Raw genomic sequence first — 25,651 nt, 5'->3', positions numbered from 1 at the left:
CGGGTGGCCGTCCACGGAAGCCGGGCCGCCGCGGCGCGCATACCCTTTCCCCGTGCCCGCCGCCTCCCGCCCGCGTCGCGTCGCCGTCCTGGTGCTGGCCGGGGCGAAGCCGCTCGACGTCGGCATCCCCGCGCAGGTGTTCACGACCCGGGCGAGCATGCCGTACGAGGTCCGGGTGTGCGGCGCCGTCCCCGGGCTGGTCACCGGCGGCGACGGGCTCTCGTACCACGTCGCCCACGGCCTCCCCGCGCTGTCCTGGGCGGACATCGTCTTCATCCCCGGCTACCGGTTCCCGGACCGCGACGACCCGCCGCCGGCCGTCGTCGAGGCGCTGGTGGCCGCCCACGAGCGGGGCGCGCGGCTGGCCGCCATCTCCACGGGCGCCTTCGCGCTCGCCGCCACCGGCCTGCTCGACGGCCACCGTGCGACCACGCACTGGCACTACACGCGGCAGCTCGCGGCGAAGCACCCGCTGGTGCGGGTGGACGAGAACGTGCTCTTCGTCGACGAGGGCAGCGTCCTGACCTCGGCCGGCGCCGCCTCCGGTATCGACCTGTGCCTGCACGTGCTGCGCGGCGACCTCGGCGTGGCGGCGTCGAACCACGCGGCCCGCCGACTGGTCGCGGCCCCGTACCGCAGCGGCGGCCAGGCGCAGTACGTGCCGCGCAGCGTGCCCGAGCCGCTCGGCGAGCGGTTCGCCGGCACCCGCGAGTGGGCGCTGCGCCGGCTCGGTGAGCCGCTCACCCTGGCGGCGCTCGCCCGGCACGCCGCGGTGTCGCCGCGCACGTTCTCCCGGCGCTTCGTCGAGGACACCGGGTACACGCCGATGCAGTGGGTGATGCGCGCCCGCGTCGACCTCGCCCGCGAGTTGCTGGAGCGGTCCGGGCGCAGCGTCGAGCAGATCGCCGCCGACGCCGGGCTCGGCACCGGCGCGAACCTGCGGCTGCACTTCCAGCGCATCCTCGGCACCACCCCGAGCGAGTACCGCCGCACCTTCACCCGGGGCGAGTAGCACCGCCCGGCCACCACCGGCCGTCGCCCGGCCACCGCGCCCCGGCCCGGGTGTGCGCGGGCAGAGGCGAGAGGCGCCCGTGGGTGCGATGGTGGGGTGGCGCGATCCTTGCGGACCGGGGCGCTCACGCCGCTGTCCGGGCCGGGTGCCGCGCGCGAGCCTGGTGGTGACGGGAAAGGGAAGGGACACCTGGCATGACTCGTATCGCCATCAACGGATTCGGCCGCATCGGACGCAACGTGCTGCGCGCGCTGCTCGAACGCGACGACGACCTCGGCAAGGGGCTGGAGATCGTCGCCGTGAACGACCTCACGGAGCCCGCCACCCTCGCCCGGCTGCTCGCCTTCGACACGACGGCCGGCCGGCTCGGGCGCCCGGTGAGCGTCGACGGGAACGTCCTCGTCGTCGACGGCCGCCGCATCACCGTGCTCGCCGAGCGCGACCCGGCCCGGCTGCCGTGGGCCGAGCTCGGCGTCGACATCGCGCTGGAGGCGACCGGCCGCTTCACCTCGGCCGACGCCGCCCGCGCCCACCTGACCGCCGGCGCGCGGAAGGTGCTGGTCAGCGCGCCGTCGCAGGGCGCCGACGTCACGCTCGCGTACGGCGTCAACACCGGCGCGTACGACCCGGCCGCGCACACGATCGTCTCGAACGCCTCGTGCACGACCAACGCGCTCGCCCCGCTGGCCTCGGTCCTGGACGAACTGGCCGGCATCGAGCACGGCTTCATGACGACGGTGCACGCCTACACGCAGGAGCAGAACCTCCAGGACGGCCCGCACCGCGACGCCCGCCGGGCCCGCGCCGCCGCCGTCAACATCGTGCCGACCACGACGGGCGCCGCCAAGGCGATCGGCCTGGTGCTGCCGAACCTGGAGGGCAGGCTGTCCGGCGACTCGATCCGGGTGCCGGTGCCGGTGGGCTCCATCGTCGAGCTCAACACCACCGTCTCCCGCGACGTGACGCGCGAGGACGTGCTGGCCGCGTACCGCGAGGCGGCGCGGGGCCCGCTCGCCGGCATCCTGGAGTACTCGGAGGACCCGCTGGTGTCCTCCGACATCACCGGCAACCCGGCCTCGTCCGTCTTCGACTCGGCCCTCACCCGGGTGGACGGCCGCCACGTCAAGGTGGTCGCCTGGTACGACAACGAGTGGGGCTTCTCCAACCGGGTGGTCGACACGCTCAACCTGCTCGCCGCCGGCTGACCCGGCGATCTCCCGTACGCCCGGGTGCGGAGGGGAGCCGCCCGACCTCCGGTGAAGGGAATGCCGGCGGTCGGGCGGCGGCCCCGGTTCAGACGGTGACGGGCGGCTCCGCGGGGGCGGAGGCGTGCGGCAGGACGGGACTGCCGTGGTGGCGGCTGATGTTGCGCTCCAGCAGGCGGGTGGACGCCGCCACGCCGATCGCGCCGGGGCCGCTGCTGTCGGGCAGCCGGCCGTCGGCCGCCTTCAGCTCCAGCAGCGCGTCGTCGATCGCGCGGTGCGCCGCGAACAGGCACGGCGTGCTGTAGATGGCGACGTCCACGCCGAGGCCGGTCAGCTCCGGCAGGGACAGCCGCGGCGACTTGCCGCCGGCGATCTGGTTGAACAGCAGCGGCTTGTCCCCGACGACCTGCCGGATGCGGTGGATCCACTCCACGCTGCGCACCCCGTCGACGAGCACGACGTCCGCGTCCGTCTCGGCCAGCGCGGCGGCGCGCCGCAGGATCTCCCCGTCCTCCGTGGCGTCGGTGCGGGCGACCACCACCAGGTCGTCCCGGCTGGCCAGCACCAGGTTCAGCTTCTCCAGGTACTCCTCCAGCGGCAGGATCAGCTTGCCGTCGGCGTGGCCGCACCGCCGGGGCCGCTTCTGGTCCTCCAGGATCACCCCGGAGGCGCCGGCCCGCTCCAGCCGCCGCACGACGTGGCAGGCGACCTCGGGGTCGACGTAGCCGTCGTCGATGTCCACCAGCAGGTGGTGGGCGGGGAAGGCCAGCCGCAGCCGCTCGGCGAACGCCACCATGTCGGGCCAGGCGATGAAGCCGATGTCGGGCAGCCCGTAGTAGGACGCGGCGAAGCCGAATCCGGAGACGAAGAAGCCGTCGAAGTGCTGGGCGGCGATCGAGGCCGAGTACATGTCGTAGACCCCGATGAGAGGGGTGGTCGCGGCGGACGCGATGTCGTTTCGCAGGGCGGTTCCGTACTGCACCACACGTTCTCCCTGAGCTGGCACGCGGGCGGGCACGCACGCGTGGACCGAACAGTATGAGCCAACGGCATACACCGAAGTTTTACCCAGTTTTACCAACTCTTGGTTCTTCGTCGCGCATATGACGGGCCCCTCAACTCCATTGAGTTATTTCCCGTTTCCCAGGGAGCGACGTCCGATCATCATCCGATGACCGCATGTCATATCGTCAACGCCCGCACCCTCGGGCGCGGACCGGATGGCGTGCGAACGGCGGCACGGAGCACCTCCCACGGGACGCACGGAGCAACCGGAGCCCCCGGCCGAACAGCCGACACCAACGGTCCCACCCGCCCCGCCGCCCCCAACTGGTCTGGACCTATTGAAGTGGATGGCGGCTCCAGGCAAGCTTGGGCCGCACGCGCATTACCCCAGCACCACACCCCTGGCCATTCGGCAGGCGATTCCGCCTGCCCGGAAAGGAGTCGTGTCCTTATGCGCAAGAAGATCCTGGCCCGCGCGGCCACCGTCGCGGCCACCGCGATCCTCGGTCTCGGCCTCGCCGGCACGGCGGCGCAGGCGTCCCCGCCGCCCGGCAGCGGCTTCATGCTCATGGGCTACTTCCCCACCTACGACAGCTGCGTCGCCCAGGCCCAGGTCGACGAGCCGGCACACGGCCCCGTCTACATCTGCGAGTACGGCACCAACGGCCTCTACCTGCTGTGGATGCACTGACCCCGGCACCCGCTCCAGGCGCGGCCCGCCGGGGATGACCCCCGCCCGCCCCGGCCCGGCGCGCTCCGCCCCGTCCACCGACGGGGCGGCGCCCGCCCGCGTGGGGCGCCGCACCGCGGAGGGCGTGGCGGCGGTCCCGCCTACCGCTGCCCGACGGGTTCCCCCCGGTTGAAGAAGATCCTGCCGAGGAGGTCGCGCCTGCTGCGTCCGCCGGTCTGGGTGACGATGCTCTCCAGGTGCTGCTGCACGGTGCCTCCTCCCACTCGCCACGCCACGCCACCAGCGCCCCCAGCGCCCCCAGCGCCACCCGCGCCTCGCGAAAGCGGAGCCGGCGCAGGACCGTTCGTCTACGCCCACCTGCGGCAACGTGCGTAGTTCGACTTCCCCCCGGACAGCGCGGACAAGGCAGGCCATAGCGTGCGGGAATGAAATACAGCCGCATAGCGGGCGCGCTCGTCGCCGGAATCGCAGCAGTGGTTCTGGCGGGCTGCGGTTCCGCCGCGCCGGGCTCCTCCGGGGTGCCCGCCAACTTCCCGGCCGCCGACACGACCTCGCCGAGCGCCGATCCGACGACCACCCCGCCGACGACAGCCTCGCCCACCGCCGCGTCGACCGCCCCGGCGGTGCGCCACACGACCAGCGCCCCGGTCCGCCGGACCACCGCCTCCGCGAAGACGAAGGCCCCGGCCGCGCCGGCCACCACGCGGGCGAGCGCGACCGGCGTGTGCAGCATCCGGTCCAACGCCGGCAACTGCTACCAGGCAGGCCAGTTCTGCCGCGAGAGCGACCTCGGCCTGTCCACCACCAACGCGGCCGGCCGGGCCATCCACTGCGTCATGGAGTCGGGCAGACCGCACTGGGCCTACTGATCCCGCCGCACCCCGCCCCGGGAACTCCCGCACGGGGGCGGCTCACATCACGGCGACGGCCGGCCGCGCGCGGTGCGCCGCCGGCCGTCGGGCCGCTGCGATCAGGTCAGTTGGCGGTGGCGAAGTAGTAGTAAGGGGTCAGGGCGACGCCGTCCTGAGTGATCGCGTTGACCACGAGATAGAACTCCCCGCTGTCCGCGGGGGTCCAGGTGACGGTGGCGCGGTGGCCCTTGCCCGCCTCGACGGTGACGGGGTCCGCCCCGTTGAAGGAGTACGAGTAGGCGGCGACGCCCTTCACCTTCGGCGCGAAGGTGAAGGTGCCGGGCACCCCGGCGCCTCCGCCGGCCGCGTTCTCGGCGTACACGTCGGAGGTGATCGTCGGCGTGGTGTCGAAGGAGGTGCTCCACACCTGGTCGTCGCTGGTCCAGCCGTTGGCGCTGGTGCTGGTCACCGACACCCGCTCGCCGTCCGCGCCGTCGAGCTTGACCCGGGTCCTGGCGGTGCCGTCCGCCGCCGCAGGGACCTGGACGGTCCGGGGCCCCTGGGCGTCGTCCACCTCGACGGAGTAGCTCGTGGTCGGGCTCTTCGCCTGGAGCCCGGGATCGGGTGCCAGCCTCAGGGTGACGGTCTGGCCGTACTGCGGCTGCGCCGGGCCGGTGATGGTCGGGGCGGCCCCCTTGAGGATGAAGTCGTACGAGGACTGCGCGGACTCGTTGCCCGCCCGGTCCAGGCTCACCACGTACAGCGTCCGCGGTCCCGCCCCGGCGGGCGGGACCAGGTCGACGCTCGCCGAGCCGCCCAGGTGGTCGGCTCGCGCGTAGTACCTGGTGTCGTCGTACGGGTCGGTCGGCTGCGGGACGCCGTAGGCGCCGATGCCGACGACGTCCACCGGCAGGTCGTTCTGCCAGCCGAACTCGAAGCCGGCCACGTCGTCGGCTCCGGCGGCGTCGAAGGTGAAGTGGACCGGATCGCCCGGGTCGTCCAGCCCGCTCTGCGGGTAGTTGGCGGAGGTGACGGTCGGCGCCGGCGAGGGCGCGGTGTCGTCCGCCGCGAAGTAGCAGGTGGCGGACCAGTCGGAGGTGTCGCTCCCGACCTGGGTCTGTGCCTGCCACCCGTACGTCTGCCCGTCGGTGAGGGCGGTGGCCGGCACGGTGGCCGGTGCCTCGTACCCCAGGCTCGCGTTCTGGCGGGACACCGTGGTGGTCCGGGCCGGGTCGGCGACCGGCCAGACCCGGTACTGGACGGAGACGCTGCTGCCGGCCGCGTCACCGGTGTCCCCCGGCATACCCTCGATGAGGACGCCCCCGCGCGCCCACACGTAGGTGGGTGCGTCGGGGTCTCCGGAGCAGGTCCGGTACGCGCTGAAGAGCTGCGTCGGGGCCGTCGGCGTCGGCGTCCCGCTGTCGGCGAGGGCCCCCGGAGCGGCGGTGAGCACCAGCCCCGCGGCGACGGTGGAAAGAACGGCGAGCCGTCTGCCCGCGTACTCGAACATGCTCATACTGCCCCCTGGTGAATGACTCCCCTGATCTCCGCGACGGCGCCGCGGAGATCCGCACGGCGGCTTGATCGTAGAGTTCCGAACCGCAGGGGGCCACCCGATTCCCGTGCCGTGCACGGTCGTTGGGGGCTCCTGTGCGAGCGCTGCCGAGGGCGCGGCCCACGCCGTGGGACGCGGCCGCCGGGCCTCCCGATCAGCCCGCCGGGCCTCCCGATCGTTCGAGGGGGCGGGGTCCTACGAGCGGACCACGTGGAGTTCGGAGACTTCGAGGAGGCCGTCGAGCTCGACCCGTGCCCTGGTCTGGTCGGGGCTGACGACCAGGCCGTCGCGGCGGACGAGGTCGAGCAGGCGTTCCGCCAGCGGCAGCACCATGTGGCGGCCCCAGCAGCGTTCGGCGGCCGGGCCGAAGGGGAGGTAGCCGGGGTGGTTGTCGCCGTCGAGGTCGTCCCAGCGCGCGGGGAGGAAGACGTCGGGCTCGTCCCACAGGGCCGGGTCGCGGTGGCTGAGCAGGGGGAGCAGCAGGATGTCGTCGTCCGGGCCGATCCGCCCGTCCAGCTCGGGGTACTCCGGGGACGCCCTCCGCAGGATGTTCCAGGACGGGGGGAGCAGCCGCAGCGCCTCCAGGATGACGTTGCGGTTCGGCGTGTCGTCGCCGAAGGGCGCGCCCAGCCACAGCGCGTTGGTGACGAGCGCGGCGACGGTGAAGCAGACCGGCGCGGCCACCCTGCGGTAGAGGTACATCGCGAAACGCCGGTCGGAATAGGTGGCGGAATCGAGCACCAGCCCGGCCAGTTTCGACACCGACCCGCCCTTTCCGGGCCCCCGCAGCAGAGCGGCCCCGGAGGCGACGGCCGACCAGGTGAACTTCGGGCTGAGCTCCAGCCGCCGGTCGACCAGGACGCGGAAGCGCAGGCTCTCGTCGCCGAAGACGAGGTCGCGCAGGTAGGTGTGGGCGGTGTACGGCCACTTCCCCGTCAGGTCGGCGTCCGGCTCCAGCGGGCGGCGCAGCGCGGTCCGCACGTCCGCGCCCACCGCCTGCATGTAGGTGGAGGCGGTGGTCCGGCTGATCTCCCGGCCGAGGACCGGCTTGAAGGTGGGCCGCTCGCCCGGGTTCGCGGGCCGGCTCGCCAGCACCTTCTCCATCAGTCCGGGCCCGGCCAGGCCGATGGTGTCGGGCTCCAGCCGGAACAGCGGCGAGCCGAGGTGGCGGTTGAGCAGCGCTTCGATACGCGGTGCGAACTCCACGGGCCGGGTTCGGCCGCCGGCGAGGTGCTGGGGCATGCGCGGACTCCAGGGGTCGGGACTCCGGGGTGCGAGGGGTGGGCCCGGGGAAGCCAGGGGGACCCGAGGGCCCGGGGAACCCGGGGACGTCCGGGGGCGGGCGGTTCGCGCCGGGCAGGGGGTACGTCCGGCGCGAACCCTGTGCGACTACAGCCAGCCGTACCAGGCGTAGGCCTTCAGGCTCTTCTCCGGACGGAACTTGTTGACCAGTCGGACAAGCTTCATGGAAACCTCCGCATGGGTGAAGGGAGAATTCTTCCTTGAACGGCGGCCGACGAGCGGACCGGACGGATTCATCCGCCACCCACCTCTTCCGCCGCCACGAGTGAAGACCTGTTGCTGATGTTGTGTCAAGTGATCAGGATCATGGCGGCTGTTGACGCCGATGAGGTTTGAGGGCGCTGCACCGGACGGTCGTATGCAATCCGGCCGGCCCCCGGGCGACGGGGCGGCGGGAGTCCCCGCAGCCCGGTCCGGGCACGGTTCACCCGTCGGGCCCGTCCCCGGAGACGGGACAGGCGGTGGCATCCGGCCCCGGGACGTCGTCACGGCCCGGGTCCGCACTCCGCCCGCAGTCACCCGAACGGCCCACCCGCGGCCGCCGGAAGGGCCGTCCGGGTGCCGTCCCGTCCGGCCGGCGACACCCGCCTCGTAACGCGGACGCGACCAGGACAGCGGCCAGGGCGGCGCTCAGGACAGGGGCAGAACGGGGGCCAGGACGGCGGGGCAGGACAGGCAGGCGGGGACGGGGCGGAACCGAATGTGCGGCCCCGTCGGCTGTTCTGTCCCTACCTGGTAACGCCCGGCCATATAGGCGCTGAGCTGGGGAAGGATGACGTCGAAGCCACCAGAGGCCACCCCCGCACCCAGGAAAGAGGAACACCATGCGCACCAGGACCGCCCGCCGCGGAGCCGCCGCCCTCCTGCTCGCCGCCGCCGGGCTGTCCCTGGCCGCGTGCGGCTCCTCGGTCGACACCTCCTCGGCCGCGTCGGCGTCCACGGCGTCCTCGGCGGCGTCCTCGTCCACCGGCTCGTCGTCCTCGTCCACGTCCGCCTCGGACGACGGCGGCTCCGACGCCACGTCCGGCTCGTCCTCCGGCGCGGGCGGCTCCGGCACCGCGACCGCCCCGCCGGACGGCACCACGCAGGACGGGAAGAGCACCGCGGCGGGTTCGGGTTCCGGCTCCTCCGGCGGCCGCTCGACGGAGCCGGCGTGCGCCACCAGCAACCTCCGGACGACCGCCGAGGGCGTGGACAGCGGCGCCGGCAGCACCATGTTCGAGCTGGTCTTCCAGAACACCGGCAGCGCCCCCTGCACGCTGCGCGGCTTCCCGGGCGTGTCGTTCGTCAAGATCCACAACATCCAGCTCGGCAAGGCCGCCACCCGCACCAGCGGCGCGACCTCCGTCGTCACCCTGGTCCCCAACGGGCACGCCTACGCCGACGTGCGGACCGTCAACGGCCAGGGCGGCTACTCCGCCGCCCAGTGCGGCCTGACCACCGTGCCGACCCTGCGGGTCTACCCGCCGAACCAGACCGAGTCCACGAACATCCCGTGGAACACCGAGGAGTGCGTCGGCTCGTCCGTGCAGAACCTCCAGGTCGGCCCGGTCCACAGCGACCGCTGACGGTGGCGGATCACCGCCACCGCCGGCCGGGGTGTGACGGCGGGGCGGGGTCGGCGCGTCAACTCCTGTAGACGGGAGGGCTGTTCCCTCCCGGGACAGGAGTGCGCGGGATGAGTACCACCACACGGGGGAGCGTCTGCGGACTGGCGGGGGCCTTGGCCCTGGCCGGGGCCCTGACGCTGGCGGCGGGTGGACCGGCCGGGGCGGCGCCGGCCGGCGCCGGAGCGTGGACGGAGACGCCGACCGGGCAGGTCTCGTTCAGCTCGCTGGCCCAGGCCGGCTCGGTGACCTGGGCCGGCGGCGACGTGATCGACACCGGCTCCGACAGCGGCAGCGGCTTCACCCCCGCCATGTACCGGCGCGACGGCGGCGGGGCCTGGCAGCAGGTGGCGCTCGACGGCGCCGACGCGTGGGACAGCCGGATCAACGACATCGCCACCACCGCCGACGGCTCGGGCTTCCTCGTCGGGGACCAGCCCACGGACAGCCAGACGACGGGCCAGGGCATGCTGGTCGGCCGCTACCGCGGCGGCTCCTGGCACCTGGAGTCCGACGATGCCCCGCCCGCGGGGACGGTCGACGCGTCCCTGGGCTCGGTGAGCGCGCTCAACGGCCACGACGCGTGGGCGGTGGGCGGCGGCTACCAGCAGGACACGTGGGCGCAGGTCCCGATCGTCCAGCACTGGAACGGCCGGCAGTGGCAGCCGGTGACCATCCCCGGCTCCACGGACTGGCTCCTCACCCAGGTGGACGAGGTGGCGCCGGACGACGTGTGGGTGGTCGGGGTGGACAACGACTCGGGCGAGTCGGTCGCCGTCCACTGGGACGGGCAGGACTGGACCCGCACCCCCACCCCGCAGTTCGCCGACTCCTCCGTCCTCTTCGACGTCGTCGCGCGCACCCCCGACGACGTGTGGGCGGTGGGCTGGTCCCGCGACACCGACAAGCAGCGCCCGGCGGGGCTCGCCCTGCACTGGGACGGCACCGCCTGGAGCCAGGTGCCGCTGCCGGACGGGACGTTCGCCCTCCAGTCCGCGGCGCTGCGGCCGCACGGCGGCCTCGCCGTCGTGGGCGGCAACGACGACGCCGCCGTGGGCCTGTCGTGGACCCCGGCCGGCGGCTGGCAGTCGCTGGGCCTGCCCGAGAACGACCCGCAGCTGCCGCTGGGCGTCTTCGCCGTGGCCTCCTCCGGCAGCCACCTGACCGTGTCCGGCTGGCACTACGAGTCCAGCGACTTCGGCGACAGCTTCAGCAGCGGGGTCCTGCTCACCCGGTAGGTACCCGTGCCGGGGGCGGCACCAGTGCCGGGAGCGGTACCGGTGCCGCGACCGGAGACGCGGCCGCGGCGGGGCCGGCACCCACGGGGAGGGTGCGGGCCCCGCCGCGACGCGAGACCGGCGAGGGCGGTGCCGAAGAGCGGCGGCGCTACTTGATGCCGGTGGTGGCGATGCCCTGCGTGATCTGGCGCTGGAAGACCAGGAAGACCGCGATCAGCGGGAGGAAGCCGAGGACGGAGGAGGCCATCACCTCGGCGTACTGGATGTTGCTGTTGTTGACCAGGGAGGCCAGGCCCACGGGGATGGTCTGGGACGTGGTCTGGTTGAGGACCAGCAGCGGCCACAGGAACGAGTTCCAGGAGCTGATGAAGGTCAGGATGCCCACGGTCGCGGCGGCCGGGCGGCTGATCGGCATGCACACCGAGGCGTAGACCTTCCACCAGCTGGCGCCGTCGATGCGGGCCGCCTCGATCAGCGGGGTGGGGATGCCCTTGAAGAACGCGTGGAAGACGAACACCGACACCGGCGCCGAGACCGACGGCAGCACCAGCGCCCAGTACGTGCCCAGCAGGTGCATCGAGCGGAACTCGATGAACTGCGGCAGCACCAGCGCCTCGGTGGGCAGCATCAGCCCGGCGGTGACCAGCGCCAGCATCACCGAGCGGCCGCGGAAGCGCAGGAAGACCAGCGCGAAGCCGGCCATCGAGCAGAACCCGACGGTGAGGACGACCGCGAGGACCGCGATCACCAGGCTGTTGAGGTACCACCAGCCGATCGGGTAGTTGTCCACCGCGTAGGAGTACGCGTGGAAGGACCACCCGCCGGCGAACGGCGAGGTCGGCTTCTGGGTGATCGAGCCGTCCGAGCGCATCGAGGTGGCCAGCGCCCAGAAGAACGGCACGAGCCAGATCAGCGCGAAGAGGGTCAGGCACACCGCGCACAGCCGGTTGAAGAGCTTCGGCCCGTCGACGGTCCGCCCCCGCGCGGCGCCCTCCCCGCTGCCGGACCCGGCGCCGGCACCCGGCGAGGTGGTGATGGTGGTCGTGGTCACGCTGTCCTCCGCTCAGGCCGCGCTGCTGGTCGGGCCGCTGGCCGGGCTGCTGCTCGGGCCGCTGGCCCGGCCGCTGCTCCCGCTGCGGGTCGTACTGCTGGTCGCATCGCTGGTCGCACGCCACCTGCGCAGCCCGTACCAGGCCGTCGAGACCGCGACGATGACGACGAAATAGACCATGGTGGCGGCGGCACCGTAACCGCCGCGGTAGGAGGTGAAGCCGGTGTCGTAGATGTACTCGATGACCGGGCGGGTCGACTGGTTCGGACCGCCGCCGAGCAGCAGGTAGATCTGGTCGAAGACCTTCAGCGAGGCCAGGATCTGGAGGATCAGCACCAGGCTGGTGGTCGGGGCCAGCAGCGGGACCGTGATCAGCCGGATCTGCTGCCAGGGACCGGCGCCGTCGATGGACGCCGCCTCGTACACGTCGCCCGGAACGTCCTGGAGGGCCGCGGTGTAGAGGACGAAGTTGAAGCCGAACGTCCACCACAGGGTCATCAGCACCACCGCGGTCCAACCGCCGGAGGTGCTGCCGATGAAGTTCGGCACCGGCAGGCCCACCGCTCCGAAGACCTTGGTGATCAGGCCGATCTGCGGGGTGTACATCCACAGGAAGACCAGCGCGACCACCGACGAGGGCACGACGTAGGGCGCGAAGAACGCCACCCGGTAGAAGACCCGGCCGCGCCGCATCCGCCCGGCCAGCACGGCCGCCGCCAGCGCCAGCACCACCAGGGGCGGCGTGGTGAGGAGCGTGAACAGCACCGAGTGCCACATCGCGTTCCAGAACAGCGGGTCCTGGCACACCTTGGTGTAGTTGGACAGGCCCACCCAGCCGCCGAGCCCGCTCCTGACCGTGGTGGTGTTGAAGAAGCTCATCACGATGCCGACCACCAGCGGGCCGACCAGGAAGAGCAGGTAGACGATCATGAAGGGCGCGCTGAGCAGGAGCCCGGCCCGGCGTTCGGAGGCCGGCGGCCCCGCCGAGCCCGCCGCCCCGCTGGGCACGAGGGGTTCGGGGGCCGGTCGCGTCGCGGCGACGGTCGTCATGGGTCAGCCTCCTACTTCATCGTGACCGGCGGTCGGGCCGTGGTGTACCGCCTGAGGTCCGCGCGCATCGCGGCGGTGGCGCTCTTCGGGCTGATCCCCCCGCCGAGGGCCTCGATGATCGTGGCCCCGACGGTGTTCTGGAAGTCCGAGCCCGCGCCCGTGTACCAGGCGGAGGGGTCGTACTGCGCGGTGAACGCGGCCTGCACGTAGTTGGCTTGCGGCGACTGGTCCGTGAACGCCCTGCTGCGCTGCGTCGGCAGCCACGCCGGTACGTGGCCGCCGTGCGCCCACACCGCGCTGTCGTCGAGCAGGCTCCGGACGAACCGGGCAGCGTTCGCGGTGCGCGCCGCCGACCGCCGCGGGTTGTGCGGGATGACCAGCGCGTGCGAGTCCGCGTACGCCACCGGCTTCGGGCCGAGCAGCGCGGGGAACGGCACCACGTTGAAGCGCAGCCCCTTGACCAGGCGGTACGACGGGATCTGCCACTCGCCGTCGAAGAGGAAGCCGGCCTTGCCGGTACTGAACAGCGCGTTCGCGCCGGAGCCGTTGAGGACCTTGGGCATCAGGCCGCCCTTGGTCAGGCTCTGCAGGAAGGCGAACGTCTCCCGCATCGCCTCGTCGTCGACGGCGATCCTCGTCCCCGAGTCGGTGACGACGGGCCCGGCCAGGCCGGAGTAGACCATGCTGAAGTAGCGCCACGCGGTGGACGGGTCGGCGGTGATCGACATCACCGCGCCGTACCGGCCGCTGGCCTCCTTCATCGCCTTCACCGCGTCGGTGAAGTCCGCCGCGCCCTTCATCGGCTTCAGCGCCTCGCCCGACGCGTCGAGCAGGCCGGCCTTGCGCGCCAGGTCCACGTTGTAGAAGAGCACGAAGGGGTGGGTGTCCAGCGGCGCCGCGTACACCGTGCCGCCCACGGTGGCCTTCTGCCAGGCCGCGGGGGTGAACCGGTCGGCGGTCACGCCCAGTTCGGGCAGCCCGGTCTGCTCGATCGGCGTCAGCAGGCCGGACGCGGCCAGCAGCGGCAGCCTCGACAGGTGCGAGATGCCGACGTCGGGCGGGGTGCCGCTGGCGGTGGCCAGCGCCAGCTTCGTGTAGTACGGGTTGCCCCAGCCGAGGATGGTGGCCTCGACGCTGACTCCCGGATGGCTCTTCCGGAAGTCCTGCTCCATCAGCACCATGTTGGCGCCGTCACCGCCGGTGAACAGGTTCCAGAAGATGACGTCCGCGGTGTTCGGCTGGGCGCCGGTCAGGCCCGAGGCCAGGGGTGACGCGCACGCCGTCAGCCCCGCGCCCAGCGCGAGGCCGCCGCCGAGGCCGAGGAACCGCCGGCGCGCCATGCTTCCGCTCATGGGGGCATTCACCTCGTTAATTCGATGTGAACCAGATGGCGGGAACCCTCGCACATGGTTTGCATCGATGCAATAGTCGCATCGGAATCGGTGTCACGGACGCCCCCCGACGCCACCGGTGCCCGCGATGTCACGGCGCGGCACAGGGCGGCACAGGGCAGCTGATCCGGAGTTCGGGGCGACACCGCACGACGCACCCGGCGCGGTGCGGCGCGGCCGCGGCGGGCCCGCGCCGGGGCGTGACGCCGTACGAGTTCGCACCGGGCGGCCGCGGCGGGGACGGCGCCCGGACGTGCGCTGGGCGTTCACTGGGGTTCGCGGATGTTCGCTGGGGTTCGCGGGAGTGCTCGGGCGCCCGCGGCAGTACGCGGATGCCGCAAGCGTCGGGCGGCCGACCGCCCGACCGCCCGGTTCAGTCCTGCCGGGCGCGCAGCGAGGACTCGCGGACGATCAGCCGGAACGGCGTCGGCTCCTGCGCCGCGCCGCCACCGCCACCGCCACTGCTGCCGGCGGAACCGCGGCCGGCCTGCTCGTCGAGCAGGGTCAGCGCGCGTTCGGCGATCACGTCCAGGTCAGGGGCCACGGAGGTGAGCGGCGGGTGGGTGTACGCGGCTTCCTGTACGTCGTCGATCGAGGCCACGGCGACCTCCTCGGGCACCCGCACCCCCGAGGCGTCCAGGGCGCGCAGGGCGCCGACGGCCAGCGCGTCGTTGAAGGCGAAGACGGCGTCGGGCAGCGGGCCGCCGTCGCCGTCGAGGAGCTGCCGCACGGCTTCGAAGCCCTGCTTGCGGGTCCAGTCGTCGACCGGCACCACCAGCTGGTTCACCTGCCGCACCCGGGCCGCCGCCATGGCCTGCCGGTAGCCCTCGGTGCGCTCCCGGCCGTTCTCGCTGCCGTTGCGGCCGAGGGCGACGATGCGGCGGCAGCCCTGCTCCAGCAGGTGCTCGACGACCGTGCGGGCGGCGGCCACGTTGTCGATGCCGACCCGCGGGAAGCGGTCGCCGACGCCGTGCTCGCCCAGCAGCACCAGCGGGAAGTCGGGCGCCGACCCCGCGCCGGCGACCGCGTCGGGCGGCGCCGACAGCGCGCTGAGCAGCACGCCGTCGGCCACGTTGGTCAGGCCGCCCGCCAGGATGCGCCGTTCGACCTCGCTGTCGCCGCCGGTGGACTCGACCAGCACCGTGATGCCGCGCCGCGCCGCGGCCCGGATGACGGCCTGGGCCAGCTCGGCGAAGTAGGGCTCGGCCAGGAACGGCACCGCCAGCGCGACGAAGCCGGTACGGCCCGAGCGCAGCCCCCGGGCCAGGTAGTCCATCTGGTAGCCGAGTTCGTCCAGTGACCTCTGCACCCGGGCCCGGGTGGCGGGGCTCACGTGGGAGTAGCCGCTGACCACGTTGGACACGGTCCGCACCGAAACGCCGGCGTGCTCCGCCACGTCACGCATCCGCACCCTGGCCACTCGGCGCCGCCTCTCCTGGACTTCTCGGGTTCCCCAGGCGCCGGCTGGTGCCCGCGCCGCTGCTGGGGCCGCCTGCCGTCATGGTCGGGCGGGCCGTGCAACCTGCCCTTGCATCGTTGCAAACATTCACTCATGATGAACGCCTGATCATCTCGAGCAGCGTCTCATTTTATACCGAGCACGGCTGCCGCGACCCATTTCCCGTTTCCCAAGGGCAGCTGCCGGCACGGCAGGAGGAGGTACAGATGAGCGCGAGCCAGCAGGACGGTACGTACCCGCGGCCGATGCTGCGCCGGGACCGGTGGAGCAGCCTCGACGGCGTCTGGGAGTTCGGGTACGACGACGCCAGCGCCGGTGAGCGCGAGTCCTGGTTCGCCGTCCCGTCCTCCGCCGAAGGCCGGTCCGGCTCCGAAGGCGGGCCATCCGCCGAAGGCCGATCCGGCGCCGAAGGCCGATCCGGCGCGGTCGGCGGCCCGTCCACGGCGTTCGACCGCCAGATCACCGTCCCGTTCCCGCCCGAGGCGCCCGCGTCCGGTATCGGCGAGACCGCGCCGCACCGGGTCGTCTGGTACCGCCGCCGGGTGCCGCACACCGTCCTCGCGGCCGGGGCCGGCGAGCGGGCGCTGGTCCACTTCGGCGCCGTCGACCACCGCGCCCGGGTCTGGGTCGACGGTCAGCTGGTGGCCGAACACGTCGGCGGCCAGACCCCGTTCACCGCCGACGTCACGGACGCGCTGCGGCCCGGCGCCGACGAGCACGTCCTCGTGGTGCGCGCCGAGGACGACCCGGCCGACCTCGCGCAGCCGCGCGGCAAGCAGGACTGGCAGGACCGCCCGCACGCCGTCTGGTACGAGCGGACCACCGGCATCTGGCAGACCGTGTGGGCCGAGACGGTGCCCGCGCAGCACGTCGCCGAGCTGCACTGGACGCCGGACCCGGCGCGCGGCGTGCTGGCCGAGGTCACCCTGGCGCGGACCCCCGAGCGGCCGGTGGAGGTGGAGGTCGGGCTCCGCCTCGGCGAGCGGCTGCTCGCCCGCACCCGGGTGGTCACCACCACCGCCCGGGTCCGGATCGACGTCGTGATCCCGGCCCTGGGCAACGGCATCGACCGCGAGGACCTGCTGTGGCGCCCCGAGACGCCGACCCTGCTGGACGCGCGGGTCACCCTGCGCGACGCGGCGGACGAGGCGGTGGCCGACGGGGCTCCCGGCGCGGTGCTCGACACGGTGCTCGACGCGGTGGACAGCTACGTCGGCCTGCGCAGCGCAGGCGTCGGCGAGGGCGCCTTCCTGCTCAACGACCGCCCCTACTTCGTGCGTTCGGTGCTCAACCAGGGCTACCGCCCCGAGACCCTGCTGGCCAACCGGGGCGCCGCCGAACTGCGCCGCGAGGTCGAGCTGATCAAGGCCATGGGCTTCAACGCCGTCCGCATCCACCAGAAGGCGGAGGACCCGCGCTTCCTGTACTGGGCGGACCGGCTCGGCCTGCTGGTGTGGGGCGAGACGGGCGCCGCGTACGAGTTCAGCGCCCACGCGGTGGAGCTGCTGACCCGCGAGTGGCTGGAACTGGTACGACGGGACCGCAGCCACCCGTCGATCGTCACCTGGGTGCCGGTCAACGAGAGCTGGGGCGCCTCCGACATCCCGAGCGACCCGGCGCAGCGCGACTACACCGTGGCGCTGGCCAACCTCACCCGCGCCGTCGACCCGAGCCGGCCGGTGGTCTCCAACGAGGGCTGGGAGCACGTCGACAGCGACATCCTCGGGGTCCACGACTACAGCGGCGACCCGGCCGAGCTGACCGCCCGCTACGGCGACCCGGCCGGCTTCGACGCGCTGCTGGCCGGCCCCGGGCCGCAGGGCCGCCGGCTGTCGGTCACCCGCGCGCAGAACGAGCGGTACGCGGCCGGCGACGCGCCGCTGATGGTCACCGAGTTCGGCGGGCTGTCGCTGCGCGCCGACGACGGCGAGTTCTCGTACACCCGCACCAGCTCCGACGCTCAGTACGCGGAGCTGCTGGGCCGGTTGTTCGCGGCGCTGCGCGACAGCCCGCTGGTGGCCGGGTTCTGCTACACGCAGTTCATGGACACGGCCCAGGAGACGAACGGCCTGCTCTTCGACGACGGCACGCCGAAGCTGCCGATGGACGTCATCCACGAGATCGTCACGGGCTCCAGGCCCGCGCCCGAGGCGAGCTGACGGGCAGCCCACACCTCGGCTGACCCGACCCGGCCCGATCCCGGCCCGGCCCGGCCGATCCGGCCCAACCCGATCCGATCCGGACCGATCCCGACCCGATCCGGCCCGATCCCGACTGGTCCGGCGCAACCCGGCCTTCCTCCGCCCACCTCCGCCCGCCTCCGCGCCCGCGCCAGGCGCCCTCCTACCCGGCCCCGGACCCCCTGCCACCCGCCCGCCTCCACGGGTGGCGCGGGGGCCCGGGGTCGCGCCGCGCCGCCGCGTCGGCCGCGTCAGTGCCGTCAGGCCGTACCGCCGGGCTCGCCGCGCCGTGCCGCCGCGCCGAGTGGGGGCGGCGTTCCGGGACGCCTGGCGCGGGCCGCCCGGCGCGACCTGGGCCGTTCCGGCGTAGGTCGTTCCGGTGTACGCCGTTCCGGTGCGAGCCGTTCCGGTACAGGCCGTTCCAGCGCGGGCCGGGGTACCCCTACCACGTCCTGGCCTGGTCCGATCTTCGGAAGGTAAAGCAATCGTATAGATTCCCCATAGCCCTTGTTGACGTGTCCTCGTCAGATTACCGTCACTCCAACCTCGCTACCCACCACGCGTAGCAAGGCGACCACGCGAGACGCACCACCTCCGCCCCACCCGACAGGAGGCAGTAGCTTGCGCATCACCCTCTCCGGATCGGTCCGGCACGCCGGACTGGCCCTCACCGCAGTGACCGGGATGGTCCTGTCCGGCTTCGCACTGGCCCCCTCCGCCGGAGCCGCGGCGACCCATCAGATCACCACCACCCGATCCTGCGCGGCGAGCAGCAGGCCCGACGTCATGGCCTGTAACGCCCTCAAGGTCACCGGTGGCATGAGCTCGCTCGTCCAGTCCTCCGGCTCCGTGAACCCGGCGGCGGCGCCGTCCGGCTTCGGGCCGACCGACCTGCAGAGCGCCTACAACCTGCCCACCACCGGCGGTTCGACGGCCACGGTCGCCATCGTCGACGCCTACGACGACCCGAACGCCGAGTCCGACCTGGCCACCTACCGGTCGAACTACGGCCTGCCGGCCTGCACCACGGCCAACGGCTGCTTCAAGAAGGTCGGCCAGACCGGCGGCGCCGCCCCGAGCGCCGACGCGGGCTGGGCCGAGGAGATCTCCCTCGACCTGGACATGGTCAGCGCGGTCTGCCCGCAGTGCCACATCCTGCTGGTCGAGGCGAAGTCCTCGTCCATCGCGAACCTGGGCACCGCGGTCAACGAGGCGGTCACGCTGGGCGCGAAGTACGTCTCCAACAGCTACGGCGGCAGCGAGTCCTCCTCGGACACCTCGTACGACACCTCGTACTACAACCACCCGGGCGTGGCGATCACCGTCAGCGCGGGCGACAGCGGCTACGGCGTCGAATACCCGGCGGCCTCGAAGTACGTCACCTCGGTCGGCGGCACCTCGCTGACCAAGTCCACGAGCACCACCCGCGGTTGGACCGAGAGCGTCTGGTCCGGCACCGGCTCCGGCTGCTCGAAGTACGACGCGAAGCCGACCTGGCAGACCGACACCGGCTGCACCAAGCGGACGGTGGCCGACGTCTCCGCGGTGGCCAACCCCTCCACGGGCGTCGCGGTCTACGACACCTACGGCGGCGACCCGGGCTGGGAGGTCTTCGGCGGCACCAGCGTGGCCTCGCCGATCATCGCCGCGGTCTACGCCCTCGCCGGCACCCCGTCCTCGGGCTCGACCCCGTCCTCCTTCCCCTACGCCCACACCTCGTCGCTCAACGACGTCACGAGCGGCACCAACGGCTCCTGCAGCAACTACCTCTGCAAGGGCGCTGCCGGCTATGACGGCCCCACCGGCCTGGGCACGCCCAACGGCGTGACCGCCTTCGCGGGCTGAGCACCTTCGCGGGCTGAGCACCTGAGCCCTCGGGGCTCGGACCCCCGGGCCCGAGCCCCCACCCCGGTGGCGGGGCCCCGCCCCTCGGCACGCCCGCTTTCGGGTACGCCGAGGGGCGGCTCAATTTTGCTCAAGCCGGCACCGCCGCAGGAACCGCCGCAGGTCGGCGGCATGTCCTTTACGGCATCCACCCCTAGTGGGCCGGACCAGCCGATGCGAGGACGAGATGAAGCGACACGTGACGAGGTACCTGACCGGCGCCCTGGTAACGCTCATCGCCCTGCCCGCCCTGTCCGGATGCGCCAGCGAGAAGCGCGGGACGGCGGACGCGCCCGTCGCGAACCACCGCGGCGACGACACCCCCGCGAACGTGACCAACTTCCCCGACGGCTACGCCAACGTCGCCACCAAGTGCGTCGCCGGCGCCCCCGGCTTCCGCGCCTTCGTCACCACCCGCGAGGCCGCTCCCGTCATACTCGCCGACCCCGCCTGCAAGGGCTGACCCCAGCCGTCCCGAAGGTCGGGTTCGCCAGGCGACCGCCGGACGGTGACCCGCGGGCCCAGCGGGCGCGCCGAAGTCCGCACGAGCGGTGGAGGGTGATACCTCGGCCAACCGGGTTCAGTCGGATCGAGCCGATTACGCTTGCCCATCGGGCCTCGGCGCAACCTCAGGGCGACAATGTGCCGATGGCGCGCGGTACACCAGACGTGTCCGACAGACGGGAGCGGAGCCGTCCTCCTCGACTGGGGTGTCCAAGACGCCCGCGACGAAATGAGATGAATACGAGGCTATGTCGGATTCCCGGGAAGTAAGTAAAACCCACCTCCCCCCGCACTAAACCCGCTGGTCGCAAAGTCCTCCCCGCCCGCGCGGGGATGCTCCCGGGGCACCTCGCCCTTGACCCATTTGTACGGCGTCCTCCCCGCGCACGCGGGGATGCTCCAGACACCATCATGGGGAAAATTCCGCTCACCCCGTCCTCCCCGCGCACGCGGGGATGCTCCCGGTTCCACGGTCTCCGATCCGGACCTGATCTTGTCCTCCCCGCGCACGCGGGGATGCTCCCGGGGGTTCGTCGCTGTAGCCGGTGCCCCACGGCTCCTCCCCGCGCGGGGATGCTCCCGCGTCGAGGCTGACGTCGGGGGTGTTGATGCCGTCCTCCCCGCCCGCGCGGGGATGCTCCTTCCGTCTCGATGGTGGCGAACCGCTCGTCCTGGTCCTCCCCGCCCGCGCGGGGGTGTTCCCTGTGCTCGCTGCGGCGCTTTCCCGGGACTGTGGTCCTCCCCGCGCACGCCGGGATGCTCCCGCCGTGATCCGCACGGCGAACCCCAGGGACATGTCCTCCCCGCCCACCCGGGGATGCTCCCCCCTGCTGTTCCAGGCGCGCCCCCGACTCCCCCCCGACGCGCCGAGGCCCTCCCCCTGGCGGGGAAGGGCCTCGGGCCGGCCGTCGGGGCCGGGGGTGGAAGGGGGCCGTCCAGGTGGGTGGACGGCCCCCGTGCGCTGACCTACGCGCTGACGCGCAGGCGGGTTTACGCGCGGGCGAAGCGGAGGGTGACGAGCTCGAAGGGGCGCAGGGAGAGCTCGACCGTGCCGTCGGTGAAGGCGGGGCGGGTCTCGCCGAGGGGGCGCTCCAGGAGGTCGGTGAACGCCACGCCGCCGGCGGGGACGTCGACGGTGACGCGGGCCTTGGCGCGGCTGCCGGTCGACTCGTAGAGGCGGACGACGAGGTCGCCGCTCTCGTCGTCGGCGAGCTTGAGGGCGCTGACCACGACGGCGTCGTTGTCGACGGCCACCAGCGGGGCGACGTCGGCGGCACCCTGGACGCGGCGCTCGGGCAGGTTGATCCAGTGGCCCTCGGCCACCGCGTCCTTGATGGTGGCGCCCGGGGCGAGGGCGTGGTGGAAGCGGTGGACGCCCTGGTCGGTCTCCGGGTCCGGGAAGCGCGGGGCGCGCAGCAGGGAGGCGCGGACCGTGGTGGTCGTGCCGCCGTCGCCGCCCTCGCCGTTGCGGACCGCGCGGGTCACGTCGTGGCCGTAGGTGGAGTCGTTGACGATGGCGACGCCCCAGTCCGGCTCGGCGAGGTGCACGAAGCGGTGGTTGCAGGCCTCGAACTTCGCGGCCTCCCACGTGGTGTTGGTGTGGGTGGCGCGGTAGACGTGCCCGAACTGGGTCTCGGAGGCGTACCGGTCGGCGTGCACGTCCAGGGGGAAGGCCAGCTTGAGGAACTTCTCGGTCTCGTGCCAGTCGACCTCGGTGGTGACGTCGAGCCGCTTGGCACTCGGCGTGAGCTGGAGCACCTGGGTCATCGTGGAGGTGCCGAAGGCGCGCACCACGCGGACCGCCGCGCTGCCGTCGCCGAGGTCGGCCGGGGCCAGCTCGGCGATGTCGGTGAGGTCGGTGACGGTGTTGCGGTAGAACTCGTCGACGTCCCACGCGTCCCACTGGTTGGGGAAGTCGGCGTGCAGCTGCGGCAGGTTCGCGGCGTGTCCGGGGGCGATGGTCTCCCGCTCGGCGGCGATGTCGTACGCGGAGACGACCAGGCCGCGGCCGTCGATCTCGACCCGGAGCAGGCCGTTGTCGAGGACGAAGCCGCCGCCGTCCCGCTCGGACAGCTTCGCGGCGGCCTGCGCCACGGCGGCGGTGGCCGCACCGGCCTGGACTCCGCCGCGGGTGTGCGGCGCGGAGTTGAAGACCAGCTCCCGGTCGCCCTCGCCGGCCAGCGCGCGCTGGGCTCCGTCGATGATGTCGTTGAGCTCACCGGCGATCCGCGCGTAGGTGGCGCGGGCCTCGCGGTGCACCCAGGCGATGGAGGAGCCGGGCAGGATGTCGTGGAACTGGTGCAGCAGCACCGTCTTCCAGATCCGGTCCAGGTCCTCGTACGGGTAGGGCGCGCCGGTGCGCAGCGAGGCGGTGGCCGCCCACAGCTCGGCCTCGCGCAGCAGGTGCTCGCTGCGGCGGTTGCCCTGCTTGGTCTGCGCCTGGCTGGTCAGCGTGGCGCGGTGCAGTTCCAGGTAGAGCTCGCCGACCCACACGGGCGGCTCGGGGTACTCCGCCTCCGCCTCGGTGAAGAACTGCTTGGGGGTCTCCCACTGGACGGTCGCGGAGCCTTCGAGGCTGCGCATCCGCGCGGCCTTGGCGATGATCTCGCGGGTGGTGCCGCCGCCGCCGTCGCCGAAGCCGCTGGGGGCCAGCGAGCGCCGGGCCACGCCCTTCTCCTTGAAGTTGCGAGCCGCGTGGGCGATCTCGCTGCCCTTCATGGAGCAGTTGTAGGTGTCGACGGGCGGGAAGTGGGTGAAGATCCGGGTGCCGTCGATCCCCTCCCAGTTGAACGTGTGGTGCGGGAACTTGTTGATCGTGCTCCACGAGATCTTCTGCGTCAGCAGCCACTTGGAGCCGGCCGCCTTGATGATCTGCGGGAGGCCCGCGGCGAAGCCGAAGGTGTCGGGCAGCCACGCCTCGTCGTTCTCGATGCCGAACTCGTCCATGAAGAAGCGCTTGCCGTGGACGAACTGCCGGGCCATCGCCTCGGAGCCGGGCATGTTGGTGTCGGACTCGACCCACATGCCGCCGGCGGGCACCAGCCGGCCCTCGGCCACGGCCGCCTTGACGCGGGCGTAGACCTCGGGGCGGTGCTCCTTGATCCAGGCGAACTGCTGGGCCTGGGACATGGCGAAGATGAACTCCGGCTCGTCCTCCAGCAGGGCGGTCATGTTGGCGGTGGTGCGGGCGACCTTGCGGACGGTCTCGCGCAGCGGCCACAGCCAGGCGGAGTCGATGTGCGCGTGGCCGACGGCGCTGATCCGGTGGGCGGTGGCCGGCGCCGGGGTGGAGAGCACCTCGACGAGTTCGGCGCGGGCGGCGGCGGCGCTGCCGTTGACGTCCTGGAGGTCGACGGCGTCCAGGGAGCGGCTGATCGCGCGGGTGATCTCGTGGCGGCGGGCGCTGTCCTCGGGCAGCTCCGCGACGAGCTCGCCGAGGACCTCCAGGTCCTGGACGAGGTTCCACACGGTCTCGTCGAAGACGACGAGGTCCATGCGGGTGAGCGTGTACTGCGGCTCGGTGCCCGCGGTCTCCTTGTCGCCCAGCTGGGTCGGCAGGAAGGGGTGGTAGTCGAGGATGACGGGGTTGGAGGCCGCCTCGACGTGCAGGACGACCTCTTCGCCGCCGGCGGCGGGGGCGCCGACGCGCACCCACTGGTTGCGCGGGTTGAGGCCCTTCACCGGGCTGCCGTCGGGGCGGTAGACCAGGCCCTCGCACTGGAAGCCGGGCATGTTCTCGTCGAAGCCGAGGTCCAGCAGGGCCTCGACGTGCTTGCCGGCCCACTCCTGCGGGACGGTGCCGGTGACGCGGAACCAGCTGGTGCTCCACGGGGCGCCCCAGCGCGTCCCGACCTCGACCGGCGACACCTCGCCGGCCAGGCCCTCCTCGACCGGGACCGGTTCGCCGGGCGCGACCCACACGGCCACGTCGAGGGGGGTCGATTCCGGGTATACGGCGGGCCGGATGCGTTCGTCGAGGACGCGCTTGAGGCGGGCCTCTACCAGGCGGCGGTCGTCGTGCATGGGGTGGTGCTCCTGAGGGGTGAGGGATGGGTTTCCGCGGGCCGGCGGGCGCCGGCGGCCGGTCCGCGGGTGGCGGCGGGTGCCCGGTTCGCGGCCGGGCGGGGTGGGGGTGCGGAGGAACGGACGGGTGTCACCGTACGACGGGCGGCACGCCGTTCCCCGGGCCGGGCGGCCCTGTGCCCTGTCCGGGCGGTTTCCGAAGATCGCCCGGACAGGACCGGGTTCACCTGACGTCGGCGGGGCGGACGGTCTCGGTGATGCCGCGGGCGGCCAGGTAGGCGTGGTCCTCGGTGCGGCCGGCCAGCACGACCGCGGGCCGCACGCCGTCCGCGGTGAGGCGCGCGAACGCCTCGAAGACCTCGCCGCCGGGCGCGCACGCCGAGCGGGCCTGGGCGGGGTCGGTCTCGCTGAACGTGCCGTCGAAGGAGTCGCCGGCGCCGCCGTCGACGACCAGGGCGGTGGTGCGCGGGGCCGGCGCGTACGGGCGGGAGCGGCGGTCGGCGACGATGCGGCGGATCGTCTCGCCGGCCGGCTTGACCTCGCGCTCGCTGGTGAGCAGGCCGAGGGAGTACTCCAGCTCCGGGAAGTCGGCGAGCTTGCGGGAGACGTCGTGCGAGCACCACCAGGTGACGCCCCAGACGTCCTGGCAGTCCAGCGCGTTGGCCACGGTGGCCTCGGTGAAGGACGCGGCGTGCTCGGCGGGGATCAGCGGGGCGGGGGCGCCGACCTCCTGGAGCCACACCGGGCGGCGCGGGTCGTCGGCCCACGCCTTGGAGAGCTCGATCAGGTAGGCGGCGTGGTGCTCGGTGGCGGTGCCGGTGCGGCCGTGCCGCTGGGCGGTGCCGTTGAAGACCCAGGAGTGGACGGAGGTGACGTCGCCGATGGTCGCGGCGTGCGCCGGGGTGAAGGGGTGGCCGTCGAGGTACCAGGCGGCGTCGTACGCGGCGTGCAGGTGGGTGCGGCCGGGGGCGCCGTCGGCGCAGGCGGCCAGCATCCGGCGCAGCCACTCGGCGGCCTGCTCGGAGGTGATCCGGTCCGGGTCGGGGTGCGGGTCCCCGGAGAACTGGTTGATCTCGTTGCCGACGGTCATGCCGATGAAGTTCGGGCGGTCGGCGAGCGCCGCGGCCAGCGTCCGCAGGTACTCCTCCTGCCCGGACAGCACCTCGGGGTCGCTGAAGATGTTCCGCCGGTGCCAGGTCTGGGTCCACGCGGGCAGGAAGTCGAAGCTGGACAGGTGGCCCTGGAGCCCGTCCACGTTGACGTCCAGGCCGCGTTCGGCGGCGGCGTCGGCCAGCTGGACCAGCTGCTCGACGGCGCGCGGCCGGATCAGCGTGCGGTTGGGCTGGAAGACCGGCCACAGCGGGAAGACCCGGATGTGGTCGAGGCCGAGCGCGGCGATCGAGTCCAGGTCGGCGCGCACGGCGTCGAGGTCGAAGTCGAGCCAGTGGTGGAACCAGCCCTGGCTGGGGGTGTAGTTGGCGCCGAAGCGGGGAGCTGAGGGGCTCATGCGATGAGGGTGTCCTGGTTCTGTGGAGCGGTGCCGCGCGGGGCCCGGACGCGGCGCCGGCCGTCGTCGGCCGGTGCCGCGTCGGCGGCGGGGTGGGGGCCTCGGTTGGGGCGGGGTGGGGCCGGCCGGCTGGATC

At 73.1% G+C, this 25,651-nt stretch carries 19 protein-coding genes; 9 read left to right on the top strand and 10 right to left on the bottom strand.

The features are described 5' to 3' along the window. Positions 1-52: 52 nt before the first annotated feature. Together BS72_RS17440 and gap are read left to right on the top strand one after the other, a co-directional pair. The gene (locus BS72_RS17440; protein WP_037911680.1) at positions 53-1,012 is read left to right on the top strand and encodes a GlxA family transcriptional regulator; all 960 of its coding nucleotides are present in this window, start codon (positions 53-55) and stop codon (positions 1,010-1,012) included. Between the two features lie 194 nt (positions 1,013-1,206). Continuing rightward, complete coding sequence (gene gap, locus BS72_RS17435) at positions 1,207-2,217, top strand: type I glyceraldehyde-3-phosphate dehydrogenase (protein WP_037911679.1); 1,011 nt, start codon at positions 1,207-1,209, stop codon at positions 2,215-2,217. Positions 2,218-2,305: 88 nt separating this feature from the next. On the opposite strand, the gene BS72_RS17430 is transcribed toward gap, so the two are convergent. Then, complete coding sequence (locus BS72_RS17430; RefSeq protein WP_051951950.1) at positions 2,306-3,199, bottom strand: isocitrate lyase/PEP mutase family protein; 894 nt, start codon at positions 3,197-3,199, stop codon at positions 2,306-2,308. A gap of 474 nt (positions 3,200-3,673) precedes the next feature. Between BS72_RS17430 and BS72_RS17425 the strand changes: the two genes are divergently transcribed. Further along, positions 3,674-3,913, top strand: a complete 240-nt coding sequence (locus tag BS72_RS17425) for a hypothetical protein (protein ID WP_037911676.1) — start codon at positions 3,674-3,676, stop codon at positions 3,911-3,913. Between the two features lie 425 nt (positions 3,914-4,338). Next, entirely contained in the window at positions 4,339-4,782 is a 444-nt protein-coding gene (locus BS72_RS17420; protein WP_157856264.1) for a hypothetical protein, read from the top strand. A 106-nt stretch (positions 4,783-4,888) separates the two neighbouring features. Here BS72_RS17420 and BS72_RS17415 read toward each other — a convergent pair whose 3' ends face one another. The 3 genes from BS72_RS17415 to BS72_RS39930 form a co-directional block, all read right to left on the bottom strand. Continuing rightward, positions 4,889-6,280: a hypothetical protein gene (locus tag BS72_RS17415; protein WP_232792447.1), complete on the bottom strand. Its 1,392-nt coding sequence runs from the start codon at positions 6,278-6,280 to the stop codon at positions 4,889-4,891. A gap of 234 nt (positions 6,281-6,514) precedes the next feature. Next, positions 6,515-7,561 (bottom strand): cytochrome P450, encoded by a 1,047-nt coding sequence (locus BS72_RS17410; RefSeq protein ID WP_037911672.1) that lies wholly within the window; start codon positions 7,559-7,561, stop codon positions 6,515-6,517. Between the two features lie 147 nt (positions 7,562-7,708). Next, on the bottom strand, positions 7,709-7,786 hold the full coding sequence (locus BS72_RS39930; protein ID WP_407639047.1) for a tryptorubin family RiPP precursor: 78 nt from the start codon (positions 7,784-7,786) through the stop codon (positions 7,709-7,711). 659 nt (positions 7,787-8,445) lie between these two features. Between BS72_RS39930 and BS72_RS17405 the strand changes: the two genes are divergently transcribed. Both BS72_RS17405 and BS72_RS17400 read left to right on the top strand, forming a co-directional pair. After that, positions 8,446-9,189, top strand: coding sequence for a DUF4232 domain-containing protein (locus tag BS72_RS17405; protein ID WP_051951203.1), 744 nt, complete (start codon positions 8,446-8,448; stop codon positions 9,187-9,189). A 110-nt stretch (positions 9,190-9,299) separates the two neighbouring features. Beyond that, a complete protein-coding gene (locus BS72_RS17400; protein WP_157856263.1) occupies positions 9,300-10,466 on the top strand; it encodes a hypothetical protein in 1,167 nt (388 codons plus the stop codon). A gap of 148 nt (positions 10,467-10,614) precedes the next feature. Here the strand turns inward: BS72_RS17400 and BS72_RS17395 are convergent, their stop codons facing one another. From BS72_RS17395 to BS72_RS17380, 4 genes are all read right to left on the bottom strand, one after another. Then, positions 10,615-11,517 (bottom strand): carbohydrate ABC transporter permease, encoded by a 903-nt coding sequence (locus BS72_RS17395; protein WP_232792446.1) that lies wholly within the window; start codon positions 11,515-11,517, stop codon positions 10,615-10,617. Between the two features lie 12 nt (positions 11,518-11,529). Then, on the bottom strand, positions 11,530-12,567 hold the full coding sequence (locus BS72_RS17390; RefSeq protein ID WP_078901440.1) for a carbohydrate ABC transporter permease: 1,038 nt from the start codon (positions 12,565-12,567) through the stop codon (positions 11,530-11,532). Positions 12,568-12,578: 11 nt separating this feature from the next. Beyond that, positions 12,579-13,919: an extracellular solute-binding protein gene (locus BS72_RS17385; RefSeq protein ID WP_232792445.1), complete on the bottom strand. Its 1,341-nt coding sequence runs from the start codon at positions 13,917-13,919 to the stop codon at positions 12,579-12,581. A gap of 412 nt (positions 13,920-14,331) precedes the next feature. Further along, positions 14,332-15,363 carry a LacI family DNA-binding transcriptional regulator gene (locus BS72_RS17380; RefSeq protein WP_037911668.1) on the bottom strand — a complete coding sequence of 344 codons (1,032 nt, stop codon included), beginning with the start codon at positions 15,361-15,363 and terminating at the stop codon, positions 14,332-14,334. 260 nt (positions 15,364-15,623) lie between these two features. Between BS72_RS17380 and BS72_RS17375 the strand changes: the two genes are divergently transcribed. The 3 genes from BS72_RS17375 (at position 15,624) to BS72_RS17365 (ending at position 19,944) form a co-directional block, all read left to right on the top strand. Continuing rightward, positions 15,624-17,576 (top strand): glycoside hydrolase family 2 protein, encoded by a 1,953-nt coding sequence (locus tag BS72_RS17375; protein ID WP_037911666.1) that lies wholly within the window; start codon positions 15,624-15,626, stop codon positions 17,574-17,576. 705 nt (positions 17,577-18,281) lie between these two features. After that, positions 18,282-19,442 carry a S53 family peptidase gene (locus tag BS72_RS17370; protein WP_232792632.1) on the top strand — a complete coding sequence of 387 codons (1,161 nt, stop codon included), beginning with the start codon at positions 18,282-18,284 and terminating at the stop codon, positions 19,440-19,442. Between the two features lie 238 nt (positions 19,443-19,680). Then, positions 19,681-19,944 (top strand): hypothetical protein, encoded by a 264-nt coding sequence (locus BS72_RS17365; protein ID WP_051951202.1) that lies wholly within the window; start codon positions 19,681-19,683, stop codon positions 19,942-19,944. A 1,031-nt stretch (positions 19,945-20,975) separates the two neighbouring features. On the opposite strand, the gene BS72_RS17360 is transcribed toward BS72_RS17365, so the two are convergent. Then, the gene (locus BS72_RS17360) at positions 20,976-24,008 is read right to left on the bottom strand and encodes an alpha-mannosidase (RefSeq protein WP_037911662.1); all 3,033 of its coding nucleotides are present in this window, start codon (positions 24,006-24,008) and stop codon (positions 20,976-20,978) included. A 223-nt stretch (positions 24,009-24,231) separates the two neighbouring features. Further along, positions 24,232-25,515, bottom strand: coding sequence for a glycoside hydrolase 5 family protein (locus BS72_RS17355; protein ID WP_037911660.1), 1,284 nt, complete (start codon positions 25,513-25,515; stop codon positions 24,232-24,234). Between the last annotated feature and the right edge of the window lie 136 nt (positions 25,516-25,651).

This window comes from Actinacidiphila yeochonensis CN732 (assembly GCF_000745345.1).
Taxonomy (GTDB): Bacteria; Actinomycetota; Actinomycetes; order Streptomycetales; family Streptomycetaceae; genus Actinacidiphila; species Actinacidiphila yeochonensis.
The sequence above is the reverse complement of the archived record's forward strand: the minus strand, read 5'-3'. Positions and strand labels throughout refer to the sequence as shown.

Excerpts from the sequence above, each read along its gene's own strand:
- gap (WP_037911679.1), top strand. The coding sequence starts at position 1,207 with ATGACTCGTATCGCCATCAACGGATTCGGCCGCATCGGACGCAACGTG.
- BS72_RS17425 (WP_037911676.1), top strand. The coding sequence starts at position 3,674 with ATGCGCAAGAAGATCCTGGCCCGCGCGGCCACCGTCGCGGCCACCGCG.
- BS72_RS17420 (WP_157856264.1), top strand. The coding sequence starts at position 4,339 with ATGAAATACAGCCGCATAGCGGGCGCGCTCGTCGCCGGAATCGCAGCA.
- BS72_RS17415 (WP_232792447.1), bottom strand. The coding sequence starts at position 6,280 with ATGAGCATGTTCGAGTACGCGGGCAGACGGCTCGCCGTTCTTTCCACC.
- BS72_RS17410 (WP_037911672.1), bottom strand. The coding sequence starts at position 7,561 with ATGCCCCAGCACCTCGCCGGCGGCCGAACCCGGCCCGTGGAGTTCGCA.
- BS72_RS39930 (WP_407639047.1), bottom strand. The coding sequence starts at position 7,786 with ATGAAGCTTGTCCGACTGGTCAACAAGTTCCGTCCGGAGAAGAGCCTG.
- BS72_RS17405 (WP_051951203.1), top strand. The coding sequence starts at position 8,446 with ATGCGCACCAGGACCGCCCGCCGCGGAGCCGCCGCCCTCCTGCTCGCC.
- BS72_RS17400 (WP_157856263.1), top strand. The coding sequence starts at position 9,300 with ATGAGTACCACCACACGGGGGAGCGTCTGCGGACTGGCGGGGGCCTTG.
- BS72_RS17390 (WP_078901440.1), bottom strand. The coding sequence starts at position 12,567 with ATGACGACCGTCGCCGCGACGCGACCGGCCCCCGAACCCCTCGTGCCC.
- BS72_RS17385 (WP_232792445.1), bottom strand. The coding sequence starts at position 13,919 with ATGAGCGGAAGCATGGCGCGCCGGCGGTTCCTCGGCCTCGGCGGCGGC.
- BS72_RS17380 (WP_037911668.1), bottom strand. The coding sequence starts at position 15,363 with ATGCGTGACGTGGCGGAGCACGCCGGCGTTTCGGTGCGGACCGTGTCC.
- BS72_RS17375 (WP_037911666.1), top strand. The coding sequence starts at position 15,624 with ATGAGCGCGAGCCAGCAGGACGGTACGTACCCGCGGCCGATGCTGCGC.
- BS72_RS17370 (WP_232792632.1), top strand. The coding sequence starts at position 18,282 with ATGGTCCTGTCCGGCTTCGCACTGGCCCCCTCCGCCGGAGCCGCGGCG.
- BS72_RS17360 (WP_037911662.1), bottom strand. The coding sequence starts at position 24,008 with ATGCACGACGACCGCCGCCTGGTAGAGGCCCGCCTCAAGCGCGTCCTC.
- BS72_RS17355 (WP_037911660.1), bottom strand. The coding sequence starts at position 25,515 with ATGAGCCCCTCAGCTCCCCGCTTCGGCGCCAACTACACCCCCAGCCAG.